Raw genomic sequence first — 24,314 nt, forward strand, 5'->3', positions numbered from 1 at the left:
GGCATATGCTGGAAAATCGGGGCCGGGGGAGCGATCCTCCGGCCCCTTTTTCATGCCCGCAGCGCCGCTTCCATGTGGGCGGCGGCCGCGTCGTAGACGCGCGCCTTCAGCCCCGCCGTCACCGCCTGCGGCGCACGGTCGGGGTGGCCGCCGGCAAAGGGTGGCGCGGGGTCGTATTCGATCGCCAGCTGGATCGCCTGCGCGACCACGGGACCGCGCAGGCGACCGATCAGCGTCAGCGCGAAATCGAGGCCGGAGGTCACGCCGCCGCTGGTGACGACGCGGCCGTCCTCGACGACGCGCGCTTTCACCGCCTCCGCGCCGACCAGCGGCAGCAGATGAGCATAGGCCCAGTGCGTCGTCGCGCGCTGCCCCTGCAACAGGCCGGCGCGGCCGAGCAGGAAAGCGCCGGTGCACACGCTCGTCACCCATTGGGCGCCCGCGGCATGCCGTTCGATGAAGGCGATCGTCGCCGCATCGCCCAGCGCCGCGGCGACGCCATGACCGCCCGGCACGCACAGGATGTCGGCCTGCGGACAGTCCGCGAAATCATGCGTCGGGATGATCGAAAAGCCGCTGTCGGTGGCGATCGGCGCGCGGCTTGCCGCCGCACCGGCCAGCACCGCGCCGGGCATCCGGCTCAACGCCTGCGCGGGCGCGGTGAAGTCGAGCTGGGTGATGCCCGGAAAGAGAAGGAAGACGATGGTGGTTTGGGGGGTGTTTTCGGGGGCGGTGGTTTCGGTCACGCGGATGCTCCTCGCCATGCAATGGATCACCCAGGCGCGCGGCTCGTGCCGGCCATCGGCCGGACCCCGCTTCCCGATGGGACTCCATCTTCAGCGCCAGTCGCGGAGCAGCGGCAGCATAGGACGGGGCGGCCGCGGTGGAAAGGGCGTTGCGGGAGGCGGGTGCTACCGTCCGGCGTCCGTATCCGCGTCCGCCGCGCCGTCGCGGCTTTCGAGCATCTCGGCTGCGTCGTCGAGCGCCTTTGCTTCGCTGACGGTGACGCCGCCGGGGCCGGGCTCGTTGTCGGTGCGGCTGCATCCCGCGGCGAGGAGCAGCACGAGCGCCGCGATGATCGCAACGCGATGGATCATGTCGCCTCTCCCACGAAAAAGGGCCCCATCCTCATGGAATGGAGCCCCTTCATAGCAAGGCGAAAGCCCGCCAGCGACTTACTTCTTGTCGTTGGCTTCGGCCTTCTTGGTTTCCGCGGCGATCTTGTCGCCCGCGGCCTTGGCGGCGTCGCCGGCGGCGTTCACCGTGCCTTCGACCGCATTGCCGGCATCCTTGGCCGCGCCCTCGACCGCCGCACCGGCGTCCTTGGCGGCATCGGCGGTCGCGTCGGCGGCGTCAGAGGCGCCCTCGGCCACGGCATCGCCCGCAGCCGCGGCATCGTCAGCGACGGCGGCGCCCGCTTCGGCGGTTTCGTCCTGCGCCTTTTCCGAGCAGGCGGCGAGGCTGAACGCCGCTGCGGCCATCGAGGCGATAATGATCTTGCGCATAGAAATTCCTTTCGAATGGGCGGTGGCCGGCCCGCGACCACTGCGCGAAGAATTAGCGGTGGATGAAGCCCTTGGCAACCGGCGAGCGATGCCGGTCCGCTGGTCCGGGGCAACCATGTGAAAAGGGGCCGCCAGCGCGTGCCGACGACCCCTTTTTCAACTGGTCGAATGCCAGGAAGCGATTACTTCTTGGCTTCTTCCATCGCGCCCTTGGCAGCGTCGGTCGCTTCCTTGGCGGCGTCGGCAGCTTCGCTCGCCTTGTCGGCAGCCGTGTTCGCGGCAGCGGCGGCGTCGCCGGCAGCATTCGCGGTCGCGTCGGCCGCAGCGGCGGTCGCATCGGCGGCGCCTTCGGCCGCTTCCATCGCGCCGTCCGCCGCGCCCTCGACGGTCGCGGTGTCTTCGGCGGCCGGAGCTGCTTCGTCGGCAGCCTTTTCACCGCAGGCAGCGAGGCCCAGCGAGGTGGCAAGGACGAGCGACAGAGTGATCGACTTCTTCATTTGGGAATACCCCTCTCGATTGAACTGATTGACCGGCATTCGGATGCGAACAATTCGATCCGGCACATTGCCAATCGCCGACAGAGCTACAATTTCGGCCAAAACGGTGCAACGGACTTTTTGGTTGCGGCGGCGCTCAAATCGACGAGTCGAGCCCGATACCGCCGCTGCAAGCCCCGGAAACAGGGCGCTTTCGGCCGGTTGACTGGATATAAAGAATTCTTTATATCACCTTCTCATGGCCGAGCTGCTCGACATTTTCCGTGCCCTTGCCGACCCGACCCGGTTACGAGTCGTGGCGTTGCTGCGCGAGATGGAACTGGCGATCGGGGAGCTGGCGATCGTCCTCGATCAGAGCCAGCCGCGCGTGTCGCGGCACGTCCGCATCCTGGCCGAGGCCGGCATCGTCGAGCGGCGGCGCGAGGGAAGCTGGGTGTTCCTGCGCATCGTGCAGGACGGGCCGATCCGGACGATGATCGATCAGGTCGAGAAATGGCCCTTCTCGGCGCGCGAGGGCCGGGTGATCGCTTATGATGCCCGACGCCTTGCCGCCATCCGCAACGACCGCGCGGCCGCCGCCGCGCGCTATTTCGCCGAGCATGCCGCCGAATGGGATGCGATCCGCTCCCGCCACGTCGCAGAGAGCGAGGTGGAATCCGCGATGCTGGCGATGGTGGCGGGGCGCCGGCTCGGTCATCTGCTCGACATCGGAACGGGCACTGGCCGGATGGCAGAGATTTTCGCGCCGACCGCGCGGCGTATCACCGCGCTCGACCGCAGCCCGGAAATGCTGCGGCTCGCGCGCGCCAAGCTGGCCGATCAGCCGGTCCCGATCGACCTGGTGCAGGGCGATTTCCTGGCGCTGCCGATGGACGATGCGAGCATCGACAGCATCGTCATCCATCAGGCGCTGCATTTCGCACACGAACCCGACCGCGTGATCGCGGAGGCGGCAAGGGTGCTGCGCGGCGGCGGGCATCTCCTCGTCGTCGATTTCGCACCGCACGAGGATGAGGAACTGCGCATGCTTGCGGCGCACGCCCGTCTCGGCTTTTCGGATGCCCAGATCCGCGGCTGGTTCGCCTCCGCCGGCTTGCTGCTCGAAAGCGGCCAGACGCTCGAGGGCGGCGAGCTTGCAGTGAAACTGTGGCTCGGGCGCCGTCGCAGCGATGAAGATCAGACCCCCGCCAGCGAAGGCGGGCAGACCAGGAAACTTGCCGCATGACATCGAACCTCAATTCGCTGGCGGAGGCCAGGCGCGCCGCGGCGTCGCCGTTGTTCGCCAATCTCGACGGCGACATCGGCGTCAGCTTCGAATTCTTCCCGCCGAAGACGGAGAAGATGGAGGCGCAGCTCTGGGACACGTTCCGCACGCTCGAACCGCTCGGGCCGCGCTTCGTTTCGGTCACCTATGGCGCGGGCGGCTCGACGCGCGAACGCACCCACGCCACCGTCGCGCGCATCGCGGCGGAAAGCGCGGTGCCGCCTGCGGCGCACCTGACCTGCGTCGAGGCCTCGCGCGAGGAAATCGACGCGGTCGCGCGCGCCTATTGGGAGGCGGGCGTGCGCCACATCGTCGCGCTGCGCGGCGATGTGCCGGGCGGCGCGCCCTATCGTGCCCATGCGCAGGGCTATGCCAATGCCGCCGAGCTGGTCGCGGGGCTGAAGGCCGTCGCGCCCTTCGACATTTCGGTCGCCGCCTATCCCGAGGTGCATCCCGACGCCGATTGCGCGCAAACCGACCTCGACAATCTCAAGCGCAAGCTCGACGCCGGCGCGACGCGCGCGATCACGCAATTCTTCTTCTCGCCGGAGGCCTTCCTGCGCTTCCGCGACGCGGCGGCGGCGGCGGGGATCGATGCGCCGATCGTTCCCGGCATCCTGCCGGTGTCGAACGTGTCGCAGACCCGGCGCATGGCCGACATGTGCGGCGCGGCGATCCCGGCGTGGATGGTCTCGCTGTTCGAGGGGCTCGACGACCTGCCTTCGGCGCGCCAGCTCGTCGCCGCGACGATCGCCGCCGAACTCTGCCGCCGCCTCTATGCCGGCGGCGTGCGCGACTTCCATTTCTACACGCTCAACCGGGCGGAGCTCAGCTACGCCATCTGCCACCTGCTGGGCCTGCGCCCGCCGGCAGCGCCCGCGGCGGAGAAGGCCGCATGAATCGCATGGCAAGGAAGGATCATCGATGACCAGCGCGCGCGAAGCCCTGCAGCAGGCGGCCCGCAGCCGCATCCTGCTCACCGACGGCGGCTGGGGAACGCAGATCCAGCTCCGCAAGCTGACAGAGGCCGACTATGCCGGCACGCTCGGCCTCGGCCGCGACCAGAAGGGCAATAACGATATTCTCGCGCTGACCCGCCCCGACGTCGTCGCGGCGATCGGCGAAGCCTATCTGGCGGCGGGGTCGGACATCGTGTCGACCAACACCTTCAGCGCCAACCGCATCAGCCAGGCCGATTATGGCGCCGAGCATCTGGTCGCCGACATCAACCATGAAAGCGCCCGACTGGGACGCGAGGCGGCCGACAAATTTGCCGCGCGCGACGGCCGCCGCCGCTTCGTCGCGGGCGCCGTCGGGCCGACCAACAAGACGCTGTCGCTGTCGCCCGACGTCAACAATCCCGGCTATCGCGAGATCGATTTCGACGAGCTCAAGGCGGTCTATTGCGACCAGGTGGTCGCGCTGGCCGAGGGCGGTGCCGATTTCATCCTGATTGAGACGATCTTTGACACGCTCAACGCCAAGGCGGGGATCGCCGCGACGCTCGAGGCGGAGGCGAAGCTGGGGCGCGAACTGCCGCTGATGATCTCGATGACGCTGACCGACCTGTCGGGGCGCAACCTGTCGGGCCACACGGTCGAGGCTTTCTGGTACGCGGTGCGCCATGCAAAGCCGCTGACCGTCGGGCTCAATTGCAGCTTCGGCGCGGCGCAGCTTCGTCCGCATGTTCGGGTGCTGTCCGATCTCGCCGACACGCTGGTCATGGTCTATCCGAACGCCGGCCTGCCCAACGAACTCGGCGAATATGACGAGCAGCCGGAAACGACCGCTGGGCTGGTGCGCGAATGGGCAGAGCATGGGCAGGTCAATATCCTCGGCGGTTGCTGCGGATCGACGCCCGCGCATATCGCCGCGATGGCAAAGGCGGTCGAAGGCCTTGCGCCGCGCCATATTCCCGAAGTGCCGGTGCGCACGCGTCTCGCGGGGCTGGAACCCTTCACCATGGCGGCGGCCTGATCCGATGGAGGATGGACAAGCATGGACGATCCGCGAGGCTGGCGCCGATGACGCCGCGGCGCTGGCACTGATCGGCGCGGCGACCTTTCTCGAAACCTTCGCCGGTATCCTCGACGGCGCGGCGATCATCGGCCATTGCGCCGCACAGCATGGCGAGACGGCCTATCGATCCGCCCTGGCGTCGGGTGCCCGCGCCTGGCTGGCCGAGGCGTGTCCCGGCGGTGCGCCCGTCGGATTTGCCCTCGTCGGCGCGCCGGGCCTCGCGGCGGCGCAGGACGGCGATATCGAGCTCAAGCGCATCTATGCGCTGTCGCGCTTTCACGGCACCGGGCTGGGCGCGGCACTGATGGCGCGGGCGGTCGAGGCGGCGGCGGGCTATCGCCGGCTGCTGCTTGGCGTCTATGCGCGCAATCACCGCGCGCTCGCCTTCTATCGCAAGCAGGGCTTTGCCGACATCGGCACCCGGCAGTTCGACGTCGGGGGCAAGCTCTACGACGATCTCGTCCTTGCCCGCCCCGTCGCGGCCTGACCTCTCTTCCTTTCGGGACCTTCGATGACCCAGACCCTCTCCTCTTCGTCCTTCGTCAATATCGGCGAGCGCACCAACGTCACCGGATCGGCGGCGTTCAAGAAGCTGATCCTCGCCGACGATTTCACCGCCGCGGTAGAGGTCGCGCGCCAGCAGGTGGAAAATGGCGCGCAGGTTATCGACGTCAACATGGACGAAGGGCTGCTCGACGCCGAACGGGCGATGACGACCTTCCTCAAGCTGATCGCCGCCGAGCCCGACATCGCGCGCGTGCCGGTGATGATCGATTCGTCGAAATGGAGCGTCATAGAGGCGGGCCTCAAATGCGTGCCCGGCAAGCCGATCGTCAACTCGATCAGCATGAAGGAGGGCGAGGAGCCTTTTCTCGCGCAGGCGAGGCTGTGCCGGGCCTATGGCGCCGCGGTGGTCGTCATGGCGTTCGACGAGGTCGGGCAGGCCGACACCAGGGAACGCAAGATCGAGATCTGCGAGCGCGCCTACAAGCTGCTCACCGGCATCGGTTTCCCGCCCGAGGACATCATCTTCGATCCCAATATCTTCGCCATCGCGACGGGGCTCGAAGAGCATGACAATTATGCCGTCGATTTCATCGAGGCGGTGAAGGTCATCCGCCAGCGCTGCCCGCACGCCCATTTTTCCGGCGGGCTGTCCAACCTGTCGTTCGGCTTTCGCGGCAACGAGACGGTGCGCCGCGCGATGCACAGCGTCTTCCTCTATTATGCGATCCCGGCGGGGCTCGACATGGCGATCGTCAACGCGGGGCAGCTCGACGTCTACGACACGATCGACCCGGAGCTTCGCAACGCCTGCGAGGACGTGATCCTCAACCGCAAGGTGGAGGGCGAGGCCGAATCGCCGACCGAACGGCTGATCGCGCTCGCCGAACGCTACAAGGGCAAGGATGCGGCGCAGGAAAAGGCGGCCGAGGAATGGCGCGGCTGGCCGGTCGAAAAGCGGCTCGAACATGCGCTGGTCAAGGGAATCGACGCGCATATCGTCGCCGATACCGAAGAGATGCGGCTGGCGATGGACCGGCCGATCGAGGTGATCGAAGGGCCGCTGATGGACGGGATGAACGTCGTCGGCGACCTGTTCGGATCGGGCAAGATGTTCCTGCCGCAGGTCGTGAAATCGGCGCGCGTGATGAAGAAGGCGGTCGCGCACCTGCTGCCCTTCATCGAGGCCGAGAAGGAGGAAGGCGCCAAGGGCAAGGGCCGGATCGTGATGGCGACCGTCAAGGGCGACGTCCACGACATCGGCAAGAACATCGTCGGCGTGGTGCTCCAGTGCAACGGCTTCGAGGTCGTCGACTTGGGCGTCATGGTGCCGTGGAGCAGCATCCTGCAGGCCGCGAACGAGAATGACGCCGACATGATCGGCCTGTCCGGCCTGATCACCCCCTCGCTCGACGAGATGGTGACCGTGGCGGAAGAGATGCAGCGCGCCGGCATGACGATGCCGCTGCTGATCGGCGGCGCGACGACCTCGCGCATGCACACCGCGCTGCGCATCGACCCCGCCTATGAAGGACCGGTGCTGCACGTGCTCGACGCGAGCCGCGCGGTCGGCGTCGCGACGGCGCTGGTCAGCGATACCGGCTACGACGCCTATGTGCAGGGCTATAAGGAGGATTATGCGCATATCCGCGAGGTGCGCGCGAACAAGGGGCAGAGCGCGCTGATCCCCATCGAGGATGCGCGCGCCAACGGCTTCGCGGTCGACGAGCATATCCGGCCCTTCCCGCCCGAACAGCCCGGCGTGCATGCGTTCGACCAATGGGACATGGCCGAACTGGTCGAATGGTTCGACTGGACGCCCTTCTTCCGCGCCTGGGAACTGGCGGGCACCTTTCCCGCGATCCTCGACGACGCGGTGGTGGGGGAAAGCGCGCGCGGTCTCTTTGCCGACGCGCAGGCGATGCTTGCGAAGATCGTCGGCGAAGGCTGGCTGCACGCGCGCGGGGTCGCGGGGCTGTGGCCGTGCCGTCGCGACGGCGACGACGTCGTCATCCACCTCGAGGAAGAGGAACGGCACGTCCGCATCCCCTTCCTGCGCCAGCAGATCGCCAAGCGCGAGGGGCGCCCCAACATGTGCCTCGCCGATTTCGTCAGCCCTGACGGCGACTGGATCGGCGGCTTTTCGGTCGCGATCCACGGCATCGAGCCGCATCTTGCGCGCTTCAAGGCCGCGCATGACGATTACAACGACATCTTGCTCAAGGCGCTGGCCGACCGCTTCGCCGAAGCCTTCGCCGAACGGCTCCACGCGCATGTCCGCACTGTGCTCTGGGGCTATGCACCGGGTGAGCAGCTGACGCCAGAGGCGATCATCAAGGAGGAATATCGCGGCATCCGCCCCGCGCCGGGCTATCCGGCCTGTCCGGACCACAGCCTGAAGCCGATCCTGTTCGAGTTGCTCGACGCCGGCAACACATCGGGCGCGATCCTGACCGACCATTTCGCGATGCTGCCGACCTCGGCCGTCTCGGGCTTCTATCTGGGGCATCCCGATGCGAGCTATTTCGGGGTCGCGCGGGTCGGCGAGGACCAGCTGGTCGATTATGCGGAACGGCGCGGCGTCGATCTCGAAACCGCGCGCCGCTGGCTGCGCCCCAATCTCGACTGAAACCGATCGCCCGCCGCCTGTCCGATAAAGGGACAGGTGGCGGGTTAACCAGCTTCGCGAAGGACGCGCGGCGCCGAAATCGCTATGACGGCGCCATGATCCAGACGCTTCTCCGCCGGCCGCTGTTGCCGCTGCTCGCCCTTCCACTGCTCCTCGCCCCGATGCCGCTGCCCGCGCAATCGGGCGATGCGCCCTATGTTATCGCTGAAAGCGGCCGCGCCTTCGGCCGGTTGCAGCAGGCCGTCGACGCGATCGGCGAGGGGCAGGGGACGATCCGCATCGCCCCCGGCTATCATCGCGATTGCGCGGTTCAGACGGCGGGACATATCGCCTTCGTCGCTGCCGAGCCGGGGCGCAGCATATTCGACGGCGTGACATGCGAGGGCAAGGCGGCGCTGGTGCTGCGCGGCGACGGCGCGCGCGTCGACGGCATCGTCTTTCAGAACATGCGGGTGCCCGACGGCAACGGCGCCGGAATCCGGCTCGAACAGGGTGACCTGACCATCGTCAACAGCCTGTTCCGTGGCAGCGAGGAGGGCATCCTCACCGCCGACGACCCGCAGTCGACGCTGACCATCGAGCGCTCGACCTTTTCGCGGCTCGGCCGCTGTGACCGCGGGCTGAGCTGCGCGCACAGCGTCTATACCGGCGCCTACGGCCGCGTCGTGGTGACCCACAGCCGCTTCGAAAAAGGCACCGGCGGCCATTATCTGAAGGTTCGTGCGGGGCAGGTCGACATTCGGGACAACAGCTTCGACGACACGCAGGGGACGGCGACCAATTACATGATCGACCTGCCGGCGGGCGCGACGGGGCGCATCGCGGACAATCTGTTCGTGCAGGGGCGCGACAAGGAGAATTATTCGGCGATCATCGCGGTCGCCGCCGAGGCGCGCGACAATCCGTCGCGCGGCCTGTCGATCGAGGGCAATCGGGCCAGCCTGCCCGAAGGGCTCGGTCGCAACGTGGCGTTCGTCGCCGACTGGAGCGGCGAGCCGCTGGCGATCGGCGCCAACGACCTCGGCCCGGGGCTCAAGCGCTACGAGAAACGGTGAAGCGGTCCGAACGGAGCGGCGCTATGCCTCTCCGCGTGTTTCGATGAGCGAGGCGGCGAGCGCCTCGGCCGGGGTCTTGCCGCCCCACAGCACGAACTGGAACACCGGATAGAAGCGCTCGCATTCGTCGATCGCGCTTTCGACCAGCGTTTCGGCGAGGTCGAGCGACAGCGCGGCGTCGCTTCCCAGCAGCATGCCGTGGCGAAACAGGATCGTGCCGCTGTTCGACCACAGCTCGAAATGGCCGAGCCAGAGCTGTTCGTTGATCAGCGCCAGCGCTTCGTGCGCGGCGGCGCGTTTGTCCTCGACGACGCGGATGTCGGGGAAGGCGAGAAGCTGGATGACACCGTCGTCGGGACGCCACACCGCGCGCAGCTCATAGGTCGTCCAGCTTCCCTGCGCGGTCGCGACGATCTCGTCCTCGCCGACCATCTCGTGCGCCCAGTCGTGCGCGGCGAAATAGGAGGCGAGCATGTCCATCGGCGCCGCTTCCTGGCCGTCGTCATCGTAGATATCGTCACTCATGGAGCGCCTTTAGCGGGTGATGGCTGACCTGGCGAGTCCGCACCACCTTGTCACCCCGGACTGGATCCGAGGTCCATTCGGCACTCGCGATCGGGGGCGGCGCGAGAATGGATGCTGAATCAAGTTCAGCATGACGAAGACAGGAAGCGGCAGTTTCTTTGACGGCCGCCTATTTTTTAGGTGCGGTTCTGGGTTTCGCCGCCGGCTTCGCTGCACCTTCCAGCGCATCGAGCCGCGCCTTCAGCGCCTCCGCCTCTGCGCGCGCCGTCGCGGCCATCGCCTTCACCGCCTCGAATTCCTCGCGGCTGACGAAGTCCATGCGGCCGATCCATTCCTTGGCGCGCTCGCGCATTGCGGCTTCGGCCTCGCGGCCGGCGCCGGCGACCGTGCCGGCGATGCCGTTCATCATCTTGGCCAGATCGTCGAAAATGCGGTTCTCGCTCTGCATCACTCTATCCTTCGTCGGGGTCGGCCCCTTGCCGCGCCTATATCTGGGTGCTCGCCGCGTGCGGGACAAGGGCTTCGGCGTCGGGGTTGCGCTGGTCGATCTGGAAATTGAGGACGCTCGCGAAAGCGAGCCACAGCAGATAGGGCACGAGCAGCCACGCCGCCGCCTTGCGGATCGATGCAAAGGCGAAGGCGGTGGCAAGCGTCACCATCAGGATGAAGATGATCAGATACAGCGCGCTTGTCACCTGATGCGCGGCGAAGAACAGCGGCGACCAGGCGAAATTGGCGAGGAGCTGGGCGAAGAAGAGCAGCAGCGCAAAGCCGCGTCCTTTGGCGCCGCGCGCATGAAGGACCATCGCCAGCGCCAGCCCGAGGCAGATGTAGAGCAGCGGCCAGACGACCGCGAACACCCAGCCCGGCGGCACGATGGACGGCAGGTCGAGTGCCGCGAACCAGCGATTGCCGTAGCCGCTGTTCGAAAGCAGGCCCATCAGGCTGCCGATCAGCACGATCGCGGGGACGGTGATCATCGCCCAGCGCCAATAGGAGAGGCGTAGCTGGCCCGGTGTGGCGATCTCGCTCATGCTCGGCTGGTCCCTTTTCGCGATTCTGCGTGACAACGGTGTCGCGACTCGCGAGCCCAGCGTCAAGCGTTCCGCTTTTGCGCCGCGACCAGAAATTCGACATTGCCTTCTGGCCCGGTAATCGGGCTCTGGATCAGGTCGAGCACGATCCAGCCGCTTTCCTCGATCCATGCGCGGACCTCCGCGCACACGCGCGCATGGACGGCGGGGTCGCGCACGACGCCCTTCTTGCCGACCTCGTGCCGCTGCGCCTCGAACTGCGGCTTGATCAGCGCGACCAGCCGCGCCCCTTCGGCCGTGAACGACAGCGGCACCGGCAGAACCTTCGACAAGGCGATGAAGCTCGCGTCGCAGACGACCAGACCGATGGGCTCGGGGATATGGTCGGCGGTCAGGATGCGCGCGCTCGTCTGTTCGTGGACGATGACGCGCGGGTCCTGCCGCAGCTTCCATGCGAGCTGGTTGGTGCCCGAATCCACCGCGTGGACGCGCGCCGTGCCGCGCGAAAGCAGCACATCGGTGAAGCCGCCGGTCGACGAACCCACGTCGATCGCGACCGCGCCCGCCACGTCCCAGCCGAGATGCGCAAGCGCATGGTCGAGCTTGATCCCGCCGCGCGACACCCATGGATGATCGCGCCCCTTGATGCTGATCTCGGCATCGTCGGCGATCTGCTGCCCCGCCTTGTCGATCTTGCGGTCGCCGACGAAGGCGAGCCCGGCGAGGATCAGCGCCTGCGCGCGCGTCCGGCTTTCGGCGAGGCCGCGATCGACGAGCAACTGGTCGGCGCGCTGCTTGCTCACCGGCGCTGCGCCTTTCCGATCAGCAGTCCGGGGGTCAATATCTGCGGCAGGATCTCGGGCCGCGCGGCGCCCGGCGCATACCAGAGGTAGAGCGGCACGCTGTTGCGTCCATGCTCGGCGAGGGTGCGCGTGATGATGGGGTCGCCGTTGGTCCAGTCGCCGACGAGCGTCGTGACCCCGGCTTTGTCGAACGCAGCCTGCACCGCCTCGCGCTCGATCGCGCCCGCTTCGTTCGCCTTGCACGACAGGCACCAGTCGGCAGTGAAATAGACGAACACCGGCTTGCCGGAGGTGCGGGCCCTGACGAGCGCGTCGGGAGAAAAGGCGGTGGCGTCGGTCGGCGCGGTTCCCCCTGCGCGCGCGGCGTGGTTGGTCCACAATGCGAGCGGGACGAGCAACAGCAGCAGCGCGAACAGCGGCGCGACGGCACGCCCATGCCGCTGCGCGCGGCCTGCGGCGAAAGCGAGGGCGCCGGCGAGCACCACGGCACCCAGCGCCGCGAAGAGGCCCGTCGCGCCCGCCTGACGCCACAGCAGCCATGCCAGCGCCACCGCCGTGAGGCCCATCGGCAGCGCCATCCACCTGCGAAAGCGATCCATCCACGGCCCCGGCCGGGGCAGGCGGCGCCGCAGCGCGGGGATGAAGCCGACGGCGAGGAAGGGCAAGGCGATTCCGAGCCCGAGCCCGCCGAAGATAGGCAATGCCGCCCAGGCGGGCAGGACGAGCGTCGCGCCGAGCGCCGCCCCGAGCAGCGGGCCGCTGCACGGCGTCGCGACGAAGGCGGCGAGCGCCCCGGTCCAGAAGCCGCCCGCCGCCCCGCCGCGTGCCGCGAGCGCCTGTCCGCCGCCGAACGACGGCAAGGCGTAAAGGCCAAGCAGGTTGAGGGTGATCGCGCAGGCGAGGACGAGCAGGACCAATATGCTGGCCGGATGCTGGAGCTGGAAAGCCCAGCCGACCTGCTCGCCCGCGGCGCGCAGCGCCAGCAATGCGCCGCCGAGCAGCAGCGCGGTCGCCACCGCGCCGGCGGTGTAGGCAAGCGCTTCGACCTTCGCCTCGCGTGCCGCACCGCCCGACCGTGCGAGGCTGAGCGCCTTCAGGCTGAGGATCGGGAAGACGCACGGCATCAGGTTGAGGATCAATCCGCCGAGGATCGCCCCGGCGAGCGCGGTCCAGAACAGCGCGGCGTCGGGCCGGCTCGCCGCCGCGACCGCTTTGCCGGCGGCCGGGACCGTGCCCGGCTCGAACCGCAGCGACAGGCCGCGTCCGTCCGAGAGCTTGAGCAGCCCCTCGGCGACGCCGGTCGCCTCGCCGCGAGCGCGCGTCTCGACGATCAACTGATCGCCGTTGCGGCTGAACGCCTGCGGCGCGGCATAGTCGGCGAGGTCGCGGGTCGCGAGAAAAAGGTGCGGGGTATCGAGCACGGTGCCCGCGGGCAGCGGGACGGCGAAGCGCAGCGTATCGCCGCGGCGTTCCCACCTTCCCGGCCGGTCGAGCGGTTGCGGCAGCCGCGCGCGCCAGCCATCGAACTGGCGTCGCGCGGCGGGCGCGACCGCGCCGTCGCCGGCCCGCATCGCGACCGAGATCACTGCCTTTTCGGGAACGCATATCTTGTCGGTGCACGCCAGCCAGTTGGCGATGCCGGTCAGCGTCAGGTCGGAACCCGGCGCGACACTGCGATCGACCCGCACGTCGGCGAGCAGCGCGTAGGGATGCTCATAGACATGATTCATCATCCCGAAGAGGATCAGCGCCTCGGGAACCGGATAGCGAAAGGGCGCGACGGTGACCCCGTCGGGGAGGTTCCATTCGACCTGCATGCCGAACCCGGCGTCGCCGCCGTTCGACCAATAGCCGTGCCAGCCCGGCTCGGGAGTCATGACGAGCGCGACGGTCGTCGATCCGCCGGGCAAAGGCGCGGGCGATTCGGCGGCCAGCTTTGCCGCGATATGCGGCGTCGCAGCGTGCACCTGACCGGGAACGAGTAGCGTCAGCAGGGCGAGCGCGAGCAGCGCCAGCGCGCGGCGGCCCGCCGCCGTCATCGACCTGTCTTGCGCACGCTCCATGCCCATGCCGCTTCCGTTCGCCTTTCAAGGCTTGCCATATAGGCGGCTTTCGCCGAGAGGACAGCCCGCACCGACACCCGCAACGGAGAAGGCCCGTGACGCTGAAACATCTGACCACCGCGCTTGCCGCCGCCCTCTGCGTCGCCGGCGCCGGTGCGGGCCTCGCTCAGGATGCGGCGCCCCCAGTGCAGAAAGTGACCGCCGCGACGCCGCCGCCCAAGCTGGTCGTGATGATCGCGGTCGATCAGTTCTCCGCCGACCTGTTCGCCCAGTATCGCAGCCATTTTACCGGCGGCCTCGCGCGTCTCGCTTCGGGCGTGGTGTTTCCGTCGGGCTATCAGGCGCATGGCGCGACCGAAACCTGCCCCGGCCATTCGACGATCCTGACCGGCAACCATCCCGCGCATACCGGCATCGTCGCCAATAATTTCTTCGACCTGTCGGCCGCGCGCGAGGACAAGCGGCTCTATTGCGCCGAGGATGAGACGGTGCCGGGCACGAGTTCGCGCAGCGGCCAATATGCGCCGTCGGTCGATCATCTGATGGTCCCGACGCTCGGCGACCTGATGAAGGCGCACGACCCGCGGGCGCAGGTCGTCTCGGTCGCGGGCAAGGACCGTGCCGCGATCATGATGGGCGGGCGCCAGGCCGACGAGTTGATGTGGCTCGCGCCGACCGGACTCACCAGCTATCGCGGCCGGGCGCTGTCGCCGACCGCGACGCAGGCGGGCACGGCCATCGCTGCCGCGATCGCGCAATCGCGCCCCGGCCTGACGCTGCCCGCCGACTGCGCCGCGCACGACATCGCGATCCCGATCGACAAGGGCGGCACTGTCGGCACCGGCCGGCTGGCGCGCGACGGCGGCGATTTCCGTCGTTTCATGGCCTCGCCCGAGGCCGATGGCGCGGTGCTCGCGGCGGCGACCGCGCTGCGGCAGGCGCGCAGGCTCGGCGAGGGCGAGGCGACCGACCTGCTGATCCTCGGCCTGTCGGCGACCGACTATATCGGTCACGGCGTCGGCACCGAAGGCAGCGAGATGTGCCTCCAGATGCTCGCGCTCGACCGCGAACTCGGCGATTTCTTCACCCGGCTCGATGCGACCGGCATCGATTATGTGGTCGCGCTGACTGCCGATCACGGTGGGCACGACATGCCCGAGCGCAATCGCCAAAACGGCTGGCCCGCCGCCGAACGCGTCGCGCGGACGCTCGACCCCGCGGCGATCGGCAAGGCGGTGGCCGAGAAGCTGGGCCTGCCACAGCCGCTCTTCCACGCCGACGGTCCGTTCGGCGACATGTATCTGTCGAAGGCGCTGACCCCGGCGCAGCGCAAGGCGGCGCTCGCCGAACTCGTCGCCCGCTATCGCGCGCATCCGCAGGTCGAGGCGGTCGTGACCGCCGAAGAACTGGCGTCGCGCCCGATTTCGAAGCGCGCCGCCGACACCTGGAGCCTGCTCGACAAGCTACGCGCCTCCTACAATGCGCAGCGGTCGGGCGATTTCATCGTCGTGCTCAAGGATCGCGTGACGCCGATCCCCGAATCGGGGCTCGGCTATGTCGCGACGCACGGGTCGGTCTGGGACTACGACCGGCGCGTTCCCATGCTCTTCTGGCGCAAGGGGCTTGCCGGGTTCGAGCAGCCCAATGCGGTGATGACGGTGGACATCCTGCCGACGCTCGCCGCGCTGATCGGCCTGCCGCTCGACATGAGCAAAGTCGACGGCAGCTGCCTCGACCTGCTGTCGGGGCCCGAGAGCAGTTGCCGCTGAGGGACGAGAGACAAGGATCATGACAAAGGTTTTGCGGGATTTTTCCGGCCGGATGCTGCTGGTCGGTTGTGGCAACATGGCGGGGGCGATGCTCGACCGCTGGCTGGCGGCGGGGCTCGACCCCGCGCGCGTCGCGGTCGTCGATCCGGCCGCGAAGCCCCGCGACGGGGTCGCGCTCCATGCGATGCTCGCCGACTGGCAGGCGGCCGACGGCGCCGCCGACTGGGTGATGCTCGGCATGAAGCCGCAGCAGCTTGGCGAGGTCGCGGACGCGCTGGCGCCGGTCGTGACCGGCGATACCCATCTCCTGTCGATCCTGGCGGGCGTCTCGCTCGCGGATCTCGCCGCGCGCTTTCCGGCCGCCCGGGCGCAGGCGCGCATCCTGCCCAACCTCGCGGCGCGGATCGGCGCGGGCGTGTCGGCGCTCGCCACCAGCGGCGATGCCGACGGCGACATGCTGACGGCGATGCTGGCGGCGCTCGGCCAGGTCGTCACGCTTGCCGACGATTCTTCGATGGACCTGATCACCGCCTTCACCGGCAGCGGCCCCGCCTTCGTCTTTCGCCTGATCGAGGCCTATGCCGCCGCCGGCGAGCGGCTAGGCCTGTCGAACGAGGATTCGCTGACACTGGCGGCCGCAACCTTCGGCGGCGCGACCGCGCTGCTCGACGCCAGCGGCGAAAAGCCCGGCGCCCTCGTCGCGCAGGTCGCGAGCAAGGGGGGCACGACGCAGGCGGGACTCGACGTGCTCGACGAGGATGGCCAGCTCGTCGCGCTGATGACCAACGTCCTGCGCGCGGCGCGCGACCGCGGCCGCGAGCTCGCCGATCTGGCGCGCGGCGAGGAATAGGCTTTTCGGTTCTGCTGCGGGGTCAGGCCTCTGTCCCCAGTTTCGCGATCCGGCCGCGATCGCGCGGCGGCAGCAGCGCTTCGTTGACCTGCCAGAACCCCGTGACCGCGGCCTGCCCCGCGTGGGTGTAGGCGCGGCTCATCGCGTCGCGGAGCTGCGAGAAGATCGCGCTTTCGAGCTGGCGTCCCTCGGGGGTCAGCCGCAATTCCTTCTGCCGCCGGTCGCGGTTGCCCGGCCGCGTCGCCAGCAGCGCGCGCGCCTCCATCTCCTTGATCACGCGTCCCAATGACTGCTTGGTGATGCCGAGCAGTGCGAGCAGGTCGGAGATCGTCAGCCCCGGCTGGCGCGCGATGAAATAGAGCGCCCGGTAATGCGCGCGGCCCAGGCCGTTTTCCGCCAGCCGCGCGTCGATCGTCCGCCACAGCGCGGCGTGGCCGAAAAACAGATATTCGATGCCCCGGCGGACTTCTTCCTCGCGTAAGAAAAGAGCGGAAGCGGCGGGGACTTGCGACAGGAAATTTTCCTCGGCCATGGCGACTCCCGTTGCGCCTGCGCCCTTGCTTTGGCAAGAGGCGCGCACCGATCCACCCCCAACGAACAGGTCATCCATGTCCGCTCCCGCCTTTGCCCGTCTGCCGCATCCCAATCCCACGGCACAGGATGTCCGCGCGGCGGCGATCGCGGACCCGGCGTTCGGGCGTGTCTTCACCGACCATATGGTGTCGATCCGCTATGCGGAAGGAAAGGGCTGGCACGATGCGCAGGTGATGCCGCGCGGCCCGCTGCTGCTCGACCCCGCGACAGCGGTACTCCATTATGCGCAGGAAATATTCGAAGGGCTCAAGGCCTATCGGCTCGACGACGGGGCGATGGCGCTGTTCCGTGTCGAGGCCAACGCCGCGCGCTTCAACGCCAGCGCGCGCCGCATGGCGATGGCCGAACTGCCGGAGGAATTGTTCATCGAGGCGGTGAAGCAGATCGTGCGCGTCGACGCCGACTGGTTCCCGCAGGTGGAGGGCGGCGCGCTCTATCTGCGTCCCTTCATGTATGCGAGCGAGGTGTTCCTCGGCGTCAAGCCGGCGGCCGAATATCATTTCCTCGTCATCGCTTCGCCGGTCGGCAACTATTTCAAGTCGGGCGCCCCGGCGGTCTCGCTCTGGGTGTCGGAGGATTATACGCGCGCCGCGCCGGGCGGCACCGGCGCCGCCAAATGTGGCGGCAACTATGCCGCGAGTCTCGTCGCGCAGCAGCAGGCGATCGCCAAGGGGCACGACCAGGTCGTTTTCCTCGACGCGGCCGAGCATCGCTGGATCGAGGAACTGGGCGGGATGAACATGTTCTTCGTCTTTGCGGACGGCAGCCTCGTCACCCCGCCGCTGACCGGTAGCATCCTGCCCGGCATCACGCGCGATGCGATCATGACGCTGGCGCGCGATGCGGGCCTGACGGTGCGCGAGGAACCCTATGCGATCGACCAGTGGCAGGCCGATGCGGAAAGCGGTCGCCTCACCGAAAGCTTCGCCTGCGGCACCGCGGCGGTGGTGACTCCGGTGGGCAAGGTGGCGCGCGGCGCGGGCAGTTTCACCATCGGTGCCGGGGGCCCTGGACAGGTGACGGCGATGCTGAAGGAAAAGCTGGTCGACATCCAGCGCGGCCGGGCGGCGGACCCCCACGGCTGGGTGACGCGCCTCTAGGGCCGCCTTGCCAACCATTCGCGAAACGCTATAGAGCGCGCTCGCACCGGCCGTTGGGGCGTAGCCAAGCGGTAAGGCAGCGGTTTTTGGTACCGCCATGCGCAGGTTCGAATCCTGCCGCCCCAGCCAGCCGGATTCTGGTCGAATCACTTTGGGATTCGGCCGAAAAGGTGAGTTTTCAGACAACGGACGAGCCAGAGGGGTCGAGGCAGATTCCGCCAGTTTCGGACTGGTTTGGACAGATATTGTTACCCGATTTGTTACCTGTTTTCCTGCCTCGGGGAGCCGGCGATGGAGTCGGTCATGTCCAGGAAAGGTGGTTTTACGCCTGCGTCGATCGACGTGCTCAAAACAGGTTCGCTCGGTGATCCCTTGATGCCGGGCTTGAGGATTGCCCCCGACCTGACGCGCCAAAAACTCGCACGCCCATTCGATCGCGCTCGGCCCTTGGGGATGGACGTTGATGGCTTCGAGCAAAAAATGCACAAAATTTACGGCAATTCTTCCGTCGTGCATCGTTGGGATGAACGGGAGCGAAAAAGACGAATGACGTGAACCGGGAGAAGCGCGCGAGAATCATGGCTTGGGTGGGGCGGGAAATCCTGCCGCACGAAGCCGCCACGGCTGAACCTAACGCCGTCCCGTGCCGTAATCGATTCTGATACGGACCCAGGCGCCGACCAATAGCTGTCCGCCGCGTCGCGGAGGTCGCACCCTGAATTGCCAGGCTGCGGCGAGCACCGCGCGATTGATCTGCGATCCGCTTGGATATTCGTCGAGTCCGACGCAATCCTCGACGCGGTAATCGGGTGCTGTGCGGCAGGCGATCAGGCCCCAGCCGGGGCCGCTGGCGGTGGATAGATAGCCGCGCAGTTCGTTGTCGCTTGGCTCGCGATACCAGGCGGCGGCATAAAGCGGTTCGCCGTTGGGCGCCGTTCCTACCTGTTCCGTATCGCGGAAAGCAGAGGACCGGCCGCCGCTGTTGGGCGGCCCGTAAACCTTTCCGTCGGACGGCCGGAGGACGGGCTGGGGAGGTTGCGGCGCGGGTGGCCGCTCACTCGGGGTTGGCGGGGGCGGCGCGGCTGTCGGGTTGAGGATTGGCGTGGGCGGAGGCTTGGGCGTTTCCGGTTGCGGCTCGGCAGCCGGCTGGGTCGGCGCAGGTTTCTCTTCGGCTTGCTCGCGTTCCCGGTTGTCCGGTTCGGGCGCTTCTTCCGAATTTCCAGCGGCCTCCAGGGTCACGATCGTGACGCGCTCCTCCCTGTTATCCGTCGGTTTCCCTACGCCGAAGGTGAGGAGCATGAGCAGCAGGCCGCCGGTGATCAGCAGGGCCAGGCTTATGGAAAGCGTGCGCCGTCCGGCGCCGATGCCGAGCGGTTCCGCGTAGGGAGTGGCCGGAACAGGGATCAGGGAAAGCCTTTTTCGGTGGCGGCGGCGTTTGCGCGGGATAGGGGCGCGTCAGGCCGATGACAAGAGCGAGGGCGGGCAAGATCGCGCAGGCGCCGGCCGCCATCATTCGGCTTCAACCGACAGCGGTTTTTGGAGGCCTGGAGAACGTAATCGGCCGGGGTCGTCATGTCGTCCTCGCCGATGACGAACTGGCAGTTGCGCGTTACGCCGGCCGCCCGGCGACCTACGGCGTCACCGTCTCGTTCAAATATTGACGGTATCGGCTCGCGATGATCGGTGCCGGCGGGTGCGCTAACGCATCGCCGGCGCTGATCTCGCCGTCATGGCGACAAATGCGCCGGGCGCCACCGGCGCTGCACGCCTCAAGCTTCGTGCCCCATGGGGGCGCGATCATCATCCCGCTCCGCCTCCGGATGCCGACTCCGCCCGGTCCGTGCCGGCCGCGTTCGATCGGCCGGCCGGTGTCGTCGTTCGATTCCCAATGGATTGACGCGCAAAAAAATTCTTCTAAATAGTCATTAGAATTAATAGCGACACGGGCCAGCTTGAACATCGGCCGCAGGGATGAGGGAAGAAATGCAAATGTTCGAAAATTATTCGTCCCACTGGATGGATGGCGACCTCGAACAGTTCGAGGCGGTGGTCGCGCGCTTCTTTCGCGAACAGGTCGAGCCGAACGACCTGAAATGGCGCGAAGCGAAGCGAACGGGGCGGGACGTGTGGCGCAAGGCAGGCGAACTGGGGATCATCCTGCCCGACGTGCCCGAACAATATGGGGGATCGGGTGGCACGCCGGCGCATATGGCGGTTGTCATCCGCGAGCAGGCGCGCGTCGGCGATGCCGCGTTCGGGGTGATGCTCAGCCACATCGTAGGACACTATATCCTCGCTTTCGGCACCGAAGCGCAGAAGCTCCGCTGGTTGCCCGGTATCGCGAGCGGCGAGGTCATCTGCTCGATCGCGATGACCGAGCCCGGCACCGGGTCGGATTTGCAGGCCATCCGCTGCCGTGCCGACCGGGTCGGAGACGCCTATGTCGTCAATGGCGCAAAGACCTTTATCACGAACGGCCAGCAGAGCGATCTCGTCCTGGTCGTCGCGCGGACGGGCGCCGAGGGGGCGAAGGGGATTTCCCTGATCCTCGTCGAGACTGCCACGCCCGGATTCCGGCGCGGGAAATGCCTCGACAAGATCGGCATAGAAGGCGCCGATACGTCGGAAATGTATTTCGACGATTGTACCGTGCCGGCGGACAATGTGCTGGGAGGCGTCGAGGGGCAGGGCTTTTACCAGCTGATGGGGCAGCTTCCCTATGAGCGGGCGGCGATCGCGATCTCCGCGCAGGGCGCGATGGAGCGCGCACTGGCGCTGACGCTGGACTATGTGAAGGAGCGCAAGGCGTTCGGCAAGGCGATCGTCGATTTCCAGAACACGCGCTTCGAACTCGCCGACATCAAGGCCACCGTGCTGGCGTGCCGGACCTTTTGCGATCATGTGATCGAGAAATGGGTCGACGGGACGCTCGATCCCACGCTCGCCTCGATGGCGAAATTCTGGCTCACCGACCGGCAGGTCGAAGTCATCGACCGCTGCCTGCAGTTTTTCGGCGGCTATGGCTATATGCGCGAATATCCAATCGCCCGCATGTACACCGATGCCCGCGTGCAACGCATCTATGGCGGCGCCAACGAGATCCAGCGCGAGCTGGTGGGGCGGTCGCTGTAGCGTCCAAGGCCGGCCGAGGGACTCCGGCAGGATCGGTGACGATCCCTTTTTCGGCAAGGAATCGTTCCCCGGCGAAAGCCGGGCCCACGCGGGGCTGCGCTACGCCATCTGGACCCCGGCTTTCGCCGGGGAACAAACCCTTGCCTGCCTGAGGAGCATATAGGCCGGCAGGCTCGGGGCTGCCGCAAGGCGCATCCCTTGAACCGGCCAAGGCCTCAGGCCGTAAGACCGCGCAGAAAGATGGCGAGAAAATCGTCCGCGACCTGACTGGGCGCGCGCGATCCCGGGCGATACCATCGGACGATGCCGTTGAACGCGCCGAACAGAATGCGGCTTATATCCTTCTGGTCCGCATCGCGGAGCGTTCCGTCCGCGATGCCGGCCGCGATCATGGATTGCACCGCTTCGTGAAGCTCGCGCTGTCCGACCCTGGTTCGTATCTGGGCGGGCTCGGCCAGCTCCGTGATGTTGAGCCGGACGAAGAACCGTCCGAAATCGTCGCAGATGATCTCCGCATACCGGCGGAAGAAGGCGACGATCTGTTCGCGGCCGGTCTGGTGCCGCTGCGCGCTTTCGACCGCCTCGTTGAATTGCTCGGCCGCCTTGTCCGAACATTGGGTTGCCAGTTCGTCCTTGCTGCGCGCGTAATAATAAAGGGCGGCGCGGGTGATATCGAGCGCATCCGCGATATCCTCCAGCGTCGCATGCCGAAACCCCTTCTCGGCAAAGACGCGGGCGGCGGCGCGGATGACCTCGTCGTGCCGGTCGAAGAATTTCTGCTTTCGCGGGCGCGGCGACCGTTTTGCAGAGACTGCGTCCATCTTTCGTCCTTCGTTACGGTTGCAGGTGTCGTGGGCGGCAATGACAAACGTCGGGCCCCGTGCCACGCCCGGGATGCCCGTTGGTGCCGCCTCTTAATCCAATCCTGCGAAACGATTAATCAGCTTCAACGTCAAATAAACCGCGCGTTGAAATTTGCAATGACGAAGGCCTCTTTATGGCAGAAAGAGGTGCCACCGATTGACAGCGAAGTCCAATAAATCTACTAACTGTTCGGATGAAAATAGAGAAGCGGGATGAGGGTATTGCTTCTGGCGGCCATGCCGGGATGCGCTATCAGGTGACTGGAATGCGTGAAGGGGCGATGATGATCGAAGGGGTCGACCTGGCCGCGCTGCGGGTATGGATGGATGGACAGGGCATCGGGACGGGCCCGATCGTCGACGCGCATCCGCTATCGGGCGGCACGCAGAATATCCTGCTGCGCTTCACGCGCGGCGAAGAGGTCTATGTGCTGCGCCGTCCTCCGTTCAATCTGCGCGCCAACTCCAACGAAGCGATGCGGCGCGAAGCGCGCGTCCTGGCGGGCCTTGCCGGAAAGGGCGTTCCGCATCCGCGGTTGATTGCCGCATGTCCCGACGAGGCGGTGATCGGCGCGGCCTTCTATTTGATGGAGCCCGTGGACGGCTTCAATCCGGTGGCGGGATTGCCGCCGTTGCATGCCGGCGACCCGGTGATCCGCCATCGCATCGGCCTGTCGATGGTGGAAGCGATCGCGGCGCTGGGGGCGATCGACTATCGCGCCGCCGGGCTCGAAGGGTTCGGCAAGACCGACAATTATCTGGAGCGGCAGGTCGGCCGCTGGCGGGCGCAGCTTGCCTCCTACGCCGATCTGCCGGGCTGGCCCGGCCCCGATGCGATCCCGGGCGTCGACACCGTCGGGCGCTGGCTCGACAGGCACCGGCCGGCGGATTTCCGCCCCGGGATCATCCACGGCGATTTCCATCTCGCAAACGTCATGGTCCGCCCCGACGGCGGCGACCTGGCCGCCGTCGTCGACTGGGAACTCAGCACGATCGGCGATCCGCTGCTCGATCTTGGCTGGTTGCTCGCGACCTGGCCCGAGGGCGACGTCCCGCGCGCGACCGACGTAGCGGCGACGCCGTGGCAAGGCTTTGCGACGCCGGCGGAACTGGTCGCGCATTATGGCGCCGTCAGCGGACGCGACCTCGCGGCGCTCGACTGGTATGTCGTGCTTGCCTGCTTCAAGCTCGGCATCATCCTCGAAGGCACGTACGCCCGCGCCTGCGCCGGAAAGGCGCCGCGCGAGACGGGCGACCGGCTCCATGCCCATAGTGTCGACCTGTTCGCGCGCGCATTGCGCCGCATTGGCTGAAAGGAAGAAGATGAAGGACGATACCGACTTTTCCGGCAAGCGCGTGCTTGTCGTCGGCGGGTCGAGCGGAATCGGCAACGGCATCGCGCACGGGTTCCGCGAACGCGGCGCGCGGGTCCATGTCTGGGGCACGCGCGCCGATGCCGCGGATTACGACCCCGCCGACGGGTCCGACCTGTCGGGCCTCGGCTATGACTGCGTCGATGTCGGCGACCCCGACGCGATCGAGGCCGCGCCCGCGCCGGCTTCGTTTGACGGGGGCCTCGACGTGCTGATCCTGTGCCAGGGGACCGTCGTCTATCGCCGCGGCGAATTCGAGCGCGCGGGTTGGGACCGGGTGATGGCGGTCAATCTCGACAGCCTGATGCACTGCGCTCGCAAGTTCCGCGCGGCGCTGTCGGACGGCAGCGGATCGATCGTCATCGTCAGCTCGGTTTCGGGGCTGAAGGCGAATATCGGCAACCCCGCCTATGCGGCGTCGAAGGCCGGGGCGATCAGCCTGACCAAGACGCTGGGGCAGGCGTTCGCCGCCGACGGCATCCGCGTCAACGGCCTCGCGCCCGGTCTCGTCGATACCAAGCTGACGAAGGTCACGACGCAAAATCCCGCCCGGCTCGAAGGCGCGCTCGCGAATATTCCGCAGCAGCGGCTGGGGACACCCGCCGACATGGCGGGCACCGCCATCTTCCTCGCCTCGCCGCTCGCCTCCTATGTCACGGGCCAGACCATCGTGGTCGACGGCGGGCTGATGCTGTAACGAAAGGCAGAAAACATGGATTTCGAATATAGCGCCAG

General features: G+C 67.4%; 26 protein-coding genes, 1 tRNA gene and 1 riboswitch. Of the genes, 14 read left to right on the forward strand and 13 right to left on the reverse strand.

Annotated features, from left to right (window positions below; translation table 11 throughout):
• Positions 1 to 50 precede the first annotated feature (50 nt).
• From ABS88_RS08800 to ABS88_RS08815, 4 genes are all read right to left on the reverse strand, one after another.
• Positions 51 to 746, reverse strand: coding sequence for a DJ-1/PfpI family protein (locus tag ABS88_RS08800; RefSeq protein WP_234002557.1), 696 nt, complete (start codon positions 744 to 746; stop codon positions 51 to 53).
• A 21-nt stretch (positions 747 to 767) separates the two neighbouring features.
• Positions 768 to 860, reverse strand: a riboswitch (ZMP/ZTP riboswitch).
• 51 nt (positions 861 to 911) lie between these two features.
• Entirely contained in the window at positions 912 to 1,097 is a 186-nt protein-coding gene (locus tag ABS88_RS08805; RefSeq protein WP_076073974.1) for a hypothetical protein, read from the reverse strand.
• 78 nt (positions 1,098 to 1,175) lie between these two features.
• Positions 1,176 to 1,505, reverse strand: a complete 330-nt coding sequence (locus tag ABS88_RS08810) for an entericidin EcnAB (RefSeq protein ID WP_076073977.1) — start codon at positions 1,503 to 1,505, stop codon at positions 1,176 to 1,178.
• 182 nt (positions 1,506 to 1,687) lie between these two features.
• Complete coding sequence (locus tag ABS88_RS08815) at positions 1,688 to 2,002, reverse strand: hypothetical protein (protein ID WP_067105229.1); 315 nt, start codon at positions 2,000 to 2,002, stop codon at positions 1,688 to 1,690.
• A gap of 238 nt (positions 2,003 to 2,240) precedes the next feature.
• Between ABS88_RS08815 and ABS88_RS08820 the strand changes: the two genes are divergently transcribed.
• From ABS88_RS08820 to ABS88_RS08845, 6 genes are all read left to right on the forward strand, one after another.
• Positions 2,241 to 3,227 carry an ArsR/SmtB family transcription factor gene (locus ABS88_RS08820; RefSeq protein WP_067105228.1) on the forward strand — a complete coding sequence of 329 codons (987 nt, stop codon included), beginning with the start codon at positions 2,241 to 2,243 and terminating at the stop codon, positions 3,225 to 3,227.
• Positions 3,224 to 4,165, forward strand: coding sequence for a methylenetetrahydrofolate reductase (gene metF, locus ABS88_RS08825; RefSeq protein WP_076073980.1), 942 nt, complete (start codon positions 3,224 to 3,226; stop codon positions 4,163 to 4,165). Before ABS88_RS08820 ends, metF begins: the two co-directional genes overlap by 4 nt.
• Positions 4,166 to 4,190: 25 nt before the next feature.
• Positions 4,191 to 5,243 (forward strand): homocysteine S-methyltransferase family protein, encoded by a 1,053-nt coding sequence (locus ABS88_RS08830; protein WP_067105226.1) that lies wholly within the window; start codon positions 4,191 to 4,193, stop codon positions 5,241 to 5,243.
• Between the two features lie 4 nt (positions 5,244 to 5,247).
• Entirely contained in the window at positions 5,248 to 5,772 is a 525-nt protein-coding gene (locus ABS88_RS08835) for a GNAT family N-acetyltransferase (RefSeq protein ID WP_076073983.1), read from the forward strand.
• A 24-nt stretch (positions 5,773 to 5,796) separates the two neighbouring features.
• Positions 5,797 to 8,418 (forward strand): methionine synthase, encoded by a 2,622-nt coding sequence (metH, locus tag ABS88_RS08840; protein ID WP_076073985.1) that lies wholly within the window; start codon positions 5,797 to 5,799, stop codon positions 8,416 to 8,418.
• Between the two features lie 95 nt (positions 8,419 to 8,513).
• The gene (locus tag ABS88_RS08845) at positions 8,514 to 9,473 is read left to right on the forward strand and encodes a right-handed parallel beta-helix repeat-containing protein (RefSeq protein WP_076073988.1); all 960 of its coding nucleotides are present in this window, start codon (positions 8,514 to 8,516) and stop codon (positions 9,471 to 9,473) included.
• A 21-nt stretch (positions 9,474 to 9,494) separates the two neighbouring features.
• Here ABS88_RS08845 and ABS88_RS08850 read toward each other — a convergent pair whose 3' ends face one another.
• The 5 genes from ABS88_RS08850 to ABS88_RS08870 form a co-directional block, all read right to left on the reverse strand.
• A complete protein-coding gene (locus tag ABS88_RS08850; RefSeq protein ID WP_067105222.1) occupies positions 9,495 to 9,998 on the reverse strand; it encodes a type III secretion system chaperone family protein in 504 nt (167 codons plus the stop codon).
• A 169-nt stretch (positions 9,999 to 10,167) separates the two neighbouring features.
• The gene (locus tag ABS88_RS08855) at positions 10,168 to 10,446 is read right to left on the reverse strand and encodes an accessory factor UbiK family protein (protein ID WP_067105221.1); all 279 of its coding nucleotides are present in this window, start codon (positions 10,444 to 10,446) and stop codon (positions 10,168 to 10,170) included.
• 37 nt (positions 10,447 to 10,483) lie between these two features.
• Positions 10,484 to 11,032, reverse strand: a complete 549-nt coding sequence (locus tag ABS88_RS08860; RefSeq protein ID WP_067105220.1) for a TspO/MBR family protein — start codon at positions 11,030 to 11,032, stop codon at positions 10,484 to 10,486.
• Positions 11,033 to 11,094: 62 nt separating this feature from the next.
• Complete coding sequence (locus ABS88_RS08865) at positions 11,095 to 11,835, reverse strand: TlyA family RNA methyltransferase (RefSeq protein ID WP_076073990.1); 741 nt, start codon at positions 11,833 to 11,835, stop codon at positions 11,095 to 11,097.
• Positions 11,832 to 13,898: a protein-disulfide reductase DsbD family protein gene (locus ABS88_RS08870; protein WP_286749625.1), complete on the reverse strand. Its 2,067-nt coding sequence runs from the start codon at positions 13,896 to 13,898 to the stop codon at positions 11,832 to 11,834. The genes ABS88_RS08865 and ABS88_RS08870 overlap by 4 nt, the downstream gene beginning before the upstream one ends.
• 95 nt (positions 13,899 to 13,993) lie before the next feature.
• Here ABS88_RS08870 and ABS88_RS08875 point away from each other — a divergent pair, with 95 nt between their 5' ends.
• Both ABS88_RS08875 and proC read left to right on the forward strand, forming a co-directional pair.
• The gene (locus tag ABS88_RS08875; RefSeq protein ID WP_234002558.1) at positions 13,994 to 15,667 is read left to right on the forward strand and encodes an alkaline phosphatase family protein; all 1,674 of its coding nucleotides are present in this window, start codon (positions 13,994 to 13,996) and stop codon (positions 15,665 to 15,667) included.
• A gap of 19 nt (positions 15,668 to 15,686) precedes the next feature.
• Positions 15,687 to 16,517 carry a pyrroline-5-carboxylate reductase gene (gene proC / locus ABS88_RS08880; protein WP_076073996.1) on the forward strand — a complete coding sequence of 277 codons (831 nt, stop codon included), beginning with the start codon at positions 15,687 to 15,689 and terminating at the stop codon, positions 16,515 to 16,517.
• A gap of 22 nt (positions 16,518 to 16,539) precedes the next feature.
• Here proC and ABS88_RS08885 read toward each other — a convergent pair whose 3' ends face one another.
• Positions 16,540 to 17,049, reverse strand: coding sequence for a MarR family winged helix-turn-helix transcriptional regulator (locus ABS88_RS08885; RefSeq protein WP_076073998.1), 510 nt, complete (start codon positions 17,047 to 17,049; stop codon positions 16,540 to 16,542).
• Positions 17,050 to 17,125: 76 nt separating this feature from the next.
• On the opposite strand from ABS88_RS08885, the gene ABS88_RS08890 reads away from it, so the two are divergent.
• From ABS88_RS08890 to ABS88_RS08900, 3 genes are all read left to right on the forward strand, one after another.
• Positions 17,126 to 18,211, forward strand: a complete 1,086-nt coding sequence (locus tag ABS88_RS08890; protein ID WP_076074001.1) for a branched-chain amino acid aminotransferase — start codon at positions 17,126 to 17,128, stop codon at positions 18,209 to 18,211.
• Between the two features lie 54 nt (positions 18,212 to 18,265).
• Positions 18,266 to 18,340: transfer RNA gene (locus tag ABS88_RS08895), tRNA-Gln, on the forward strand.
• Between the two features lie 174 nt (positions 18,341 to 18,514).
• Complete coding sequence (locus tag ABS88_RS08900; protein ID WP_278502359.1) at positions 18,515 to 18,766, forward strand: hypothetical protein; 252 nt, start codon at positions 18,515 to 18,517, stop codon at positions 18,764 to 18,766.
• Between the two features lie 75 nt (positions 18,767 to 18,841).
• Here ABS88_RS08900 and ABS88_RS08905 read toward each other — a convergent pair whose 3' ends face one another.
• Complete coding sequence (locus ABS88_RS08905; RefSeq protein ID WP_234002559.1) at positions 18,842 to 19,510, reverse strand: hypothetical protein; 669 nt, start codon at positions 19,508 to 19,510, stop codon at positions 18,842 to 18,844.
• 331 nt (positions 19,511 to 19,841) lie between these two features.
• On the reverse strand, positions 19,842 to 20,171 hold the full coding sequence (locus tag ABS88_RS08910; protein ID WP_158682043.1) for a hypothetical protein: 330 nt from the start codon (positions 20,169 to 20,171) through the stop codon (positions 19,842 to 19,844).
• A gap of 23 nt (positions 20,172 to 20,194) precedes the next feature.
• Here ABS88_RS08910 and ABS88_RS08915 point away from each other — a divergent pair, with 23 nt between their 5' ends.
• The gene (locus ABS88_RS08915; protein WP_199775051.1) at positions 20,195 to 21,343 is read left to right on the forward strand and encodes an acyl-CoA dehydrogenase family protein; all 1,149 of its coding nucleotides are present in this window, start codon (positions 20,195 to 20,197) and stop codon (positions 21,341 to 21,343) included.
• Between the two features lie 215 nt (positions 21,344 to 21,558).
• Here the strand turns inward: ABS88_RS08915 and ABS88_RS08920 are convergent, their stop codons facing one another.
• Positions 21,559 to 22,164: a TetR/AcrR family transcriptional regulator gene (locus ABS88_RS08920; protein ID WP_076074006.1), complete on the reverse strand. Its 606-nt coding sequence runs from the start codon at positions 22,162 to 22,164 to the stop codon at positions 21,559 to 21,561.
• Between the two features lie 308 nt (positions 22,165 to 22,472).
• Here ABS88_RS08920 and ABS88_RS08925 point away from each other — a divergent pair, with 308 nt between their 5' ends.
• Together ABS88_RS08925 and ABS88_RS08930 are read left to right on the forward strand one after the other, a co-directional pair.
• Positions 22,473 to 23,519: a phosphotransferase family protein gene (locus ABS88_RS08925; RefSeq protein WP_286749651.1), complete on the forward strand. Its 1,047-nt coding sequence runs from the start codon at positions 22,473 to 22,475 to the stop codon at positions 23,517 to 23,519.
• Positions 23,520 to 23,529: 10 nt separating this feature from the next.
• A complete protein-coding gene (locus tag ABS88_RS08930) occupies positions 23,530 to 24,276 on the forward strand; it encodes an SDR family NAD(P)-dependent oxidoreductase (protein WP_067105209.1) in 747 nt (248 codons plus the stop codon).
• Positions 24,277 to 24,314: the final 38 nt, after the last annotated feature.

Source organism: Sphingopyxis sp. SCN 67-31 (assembly GCF_001725095.1).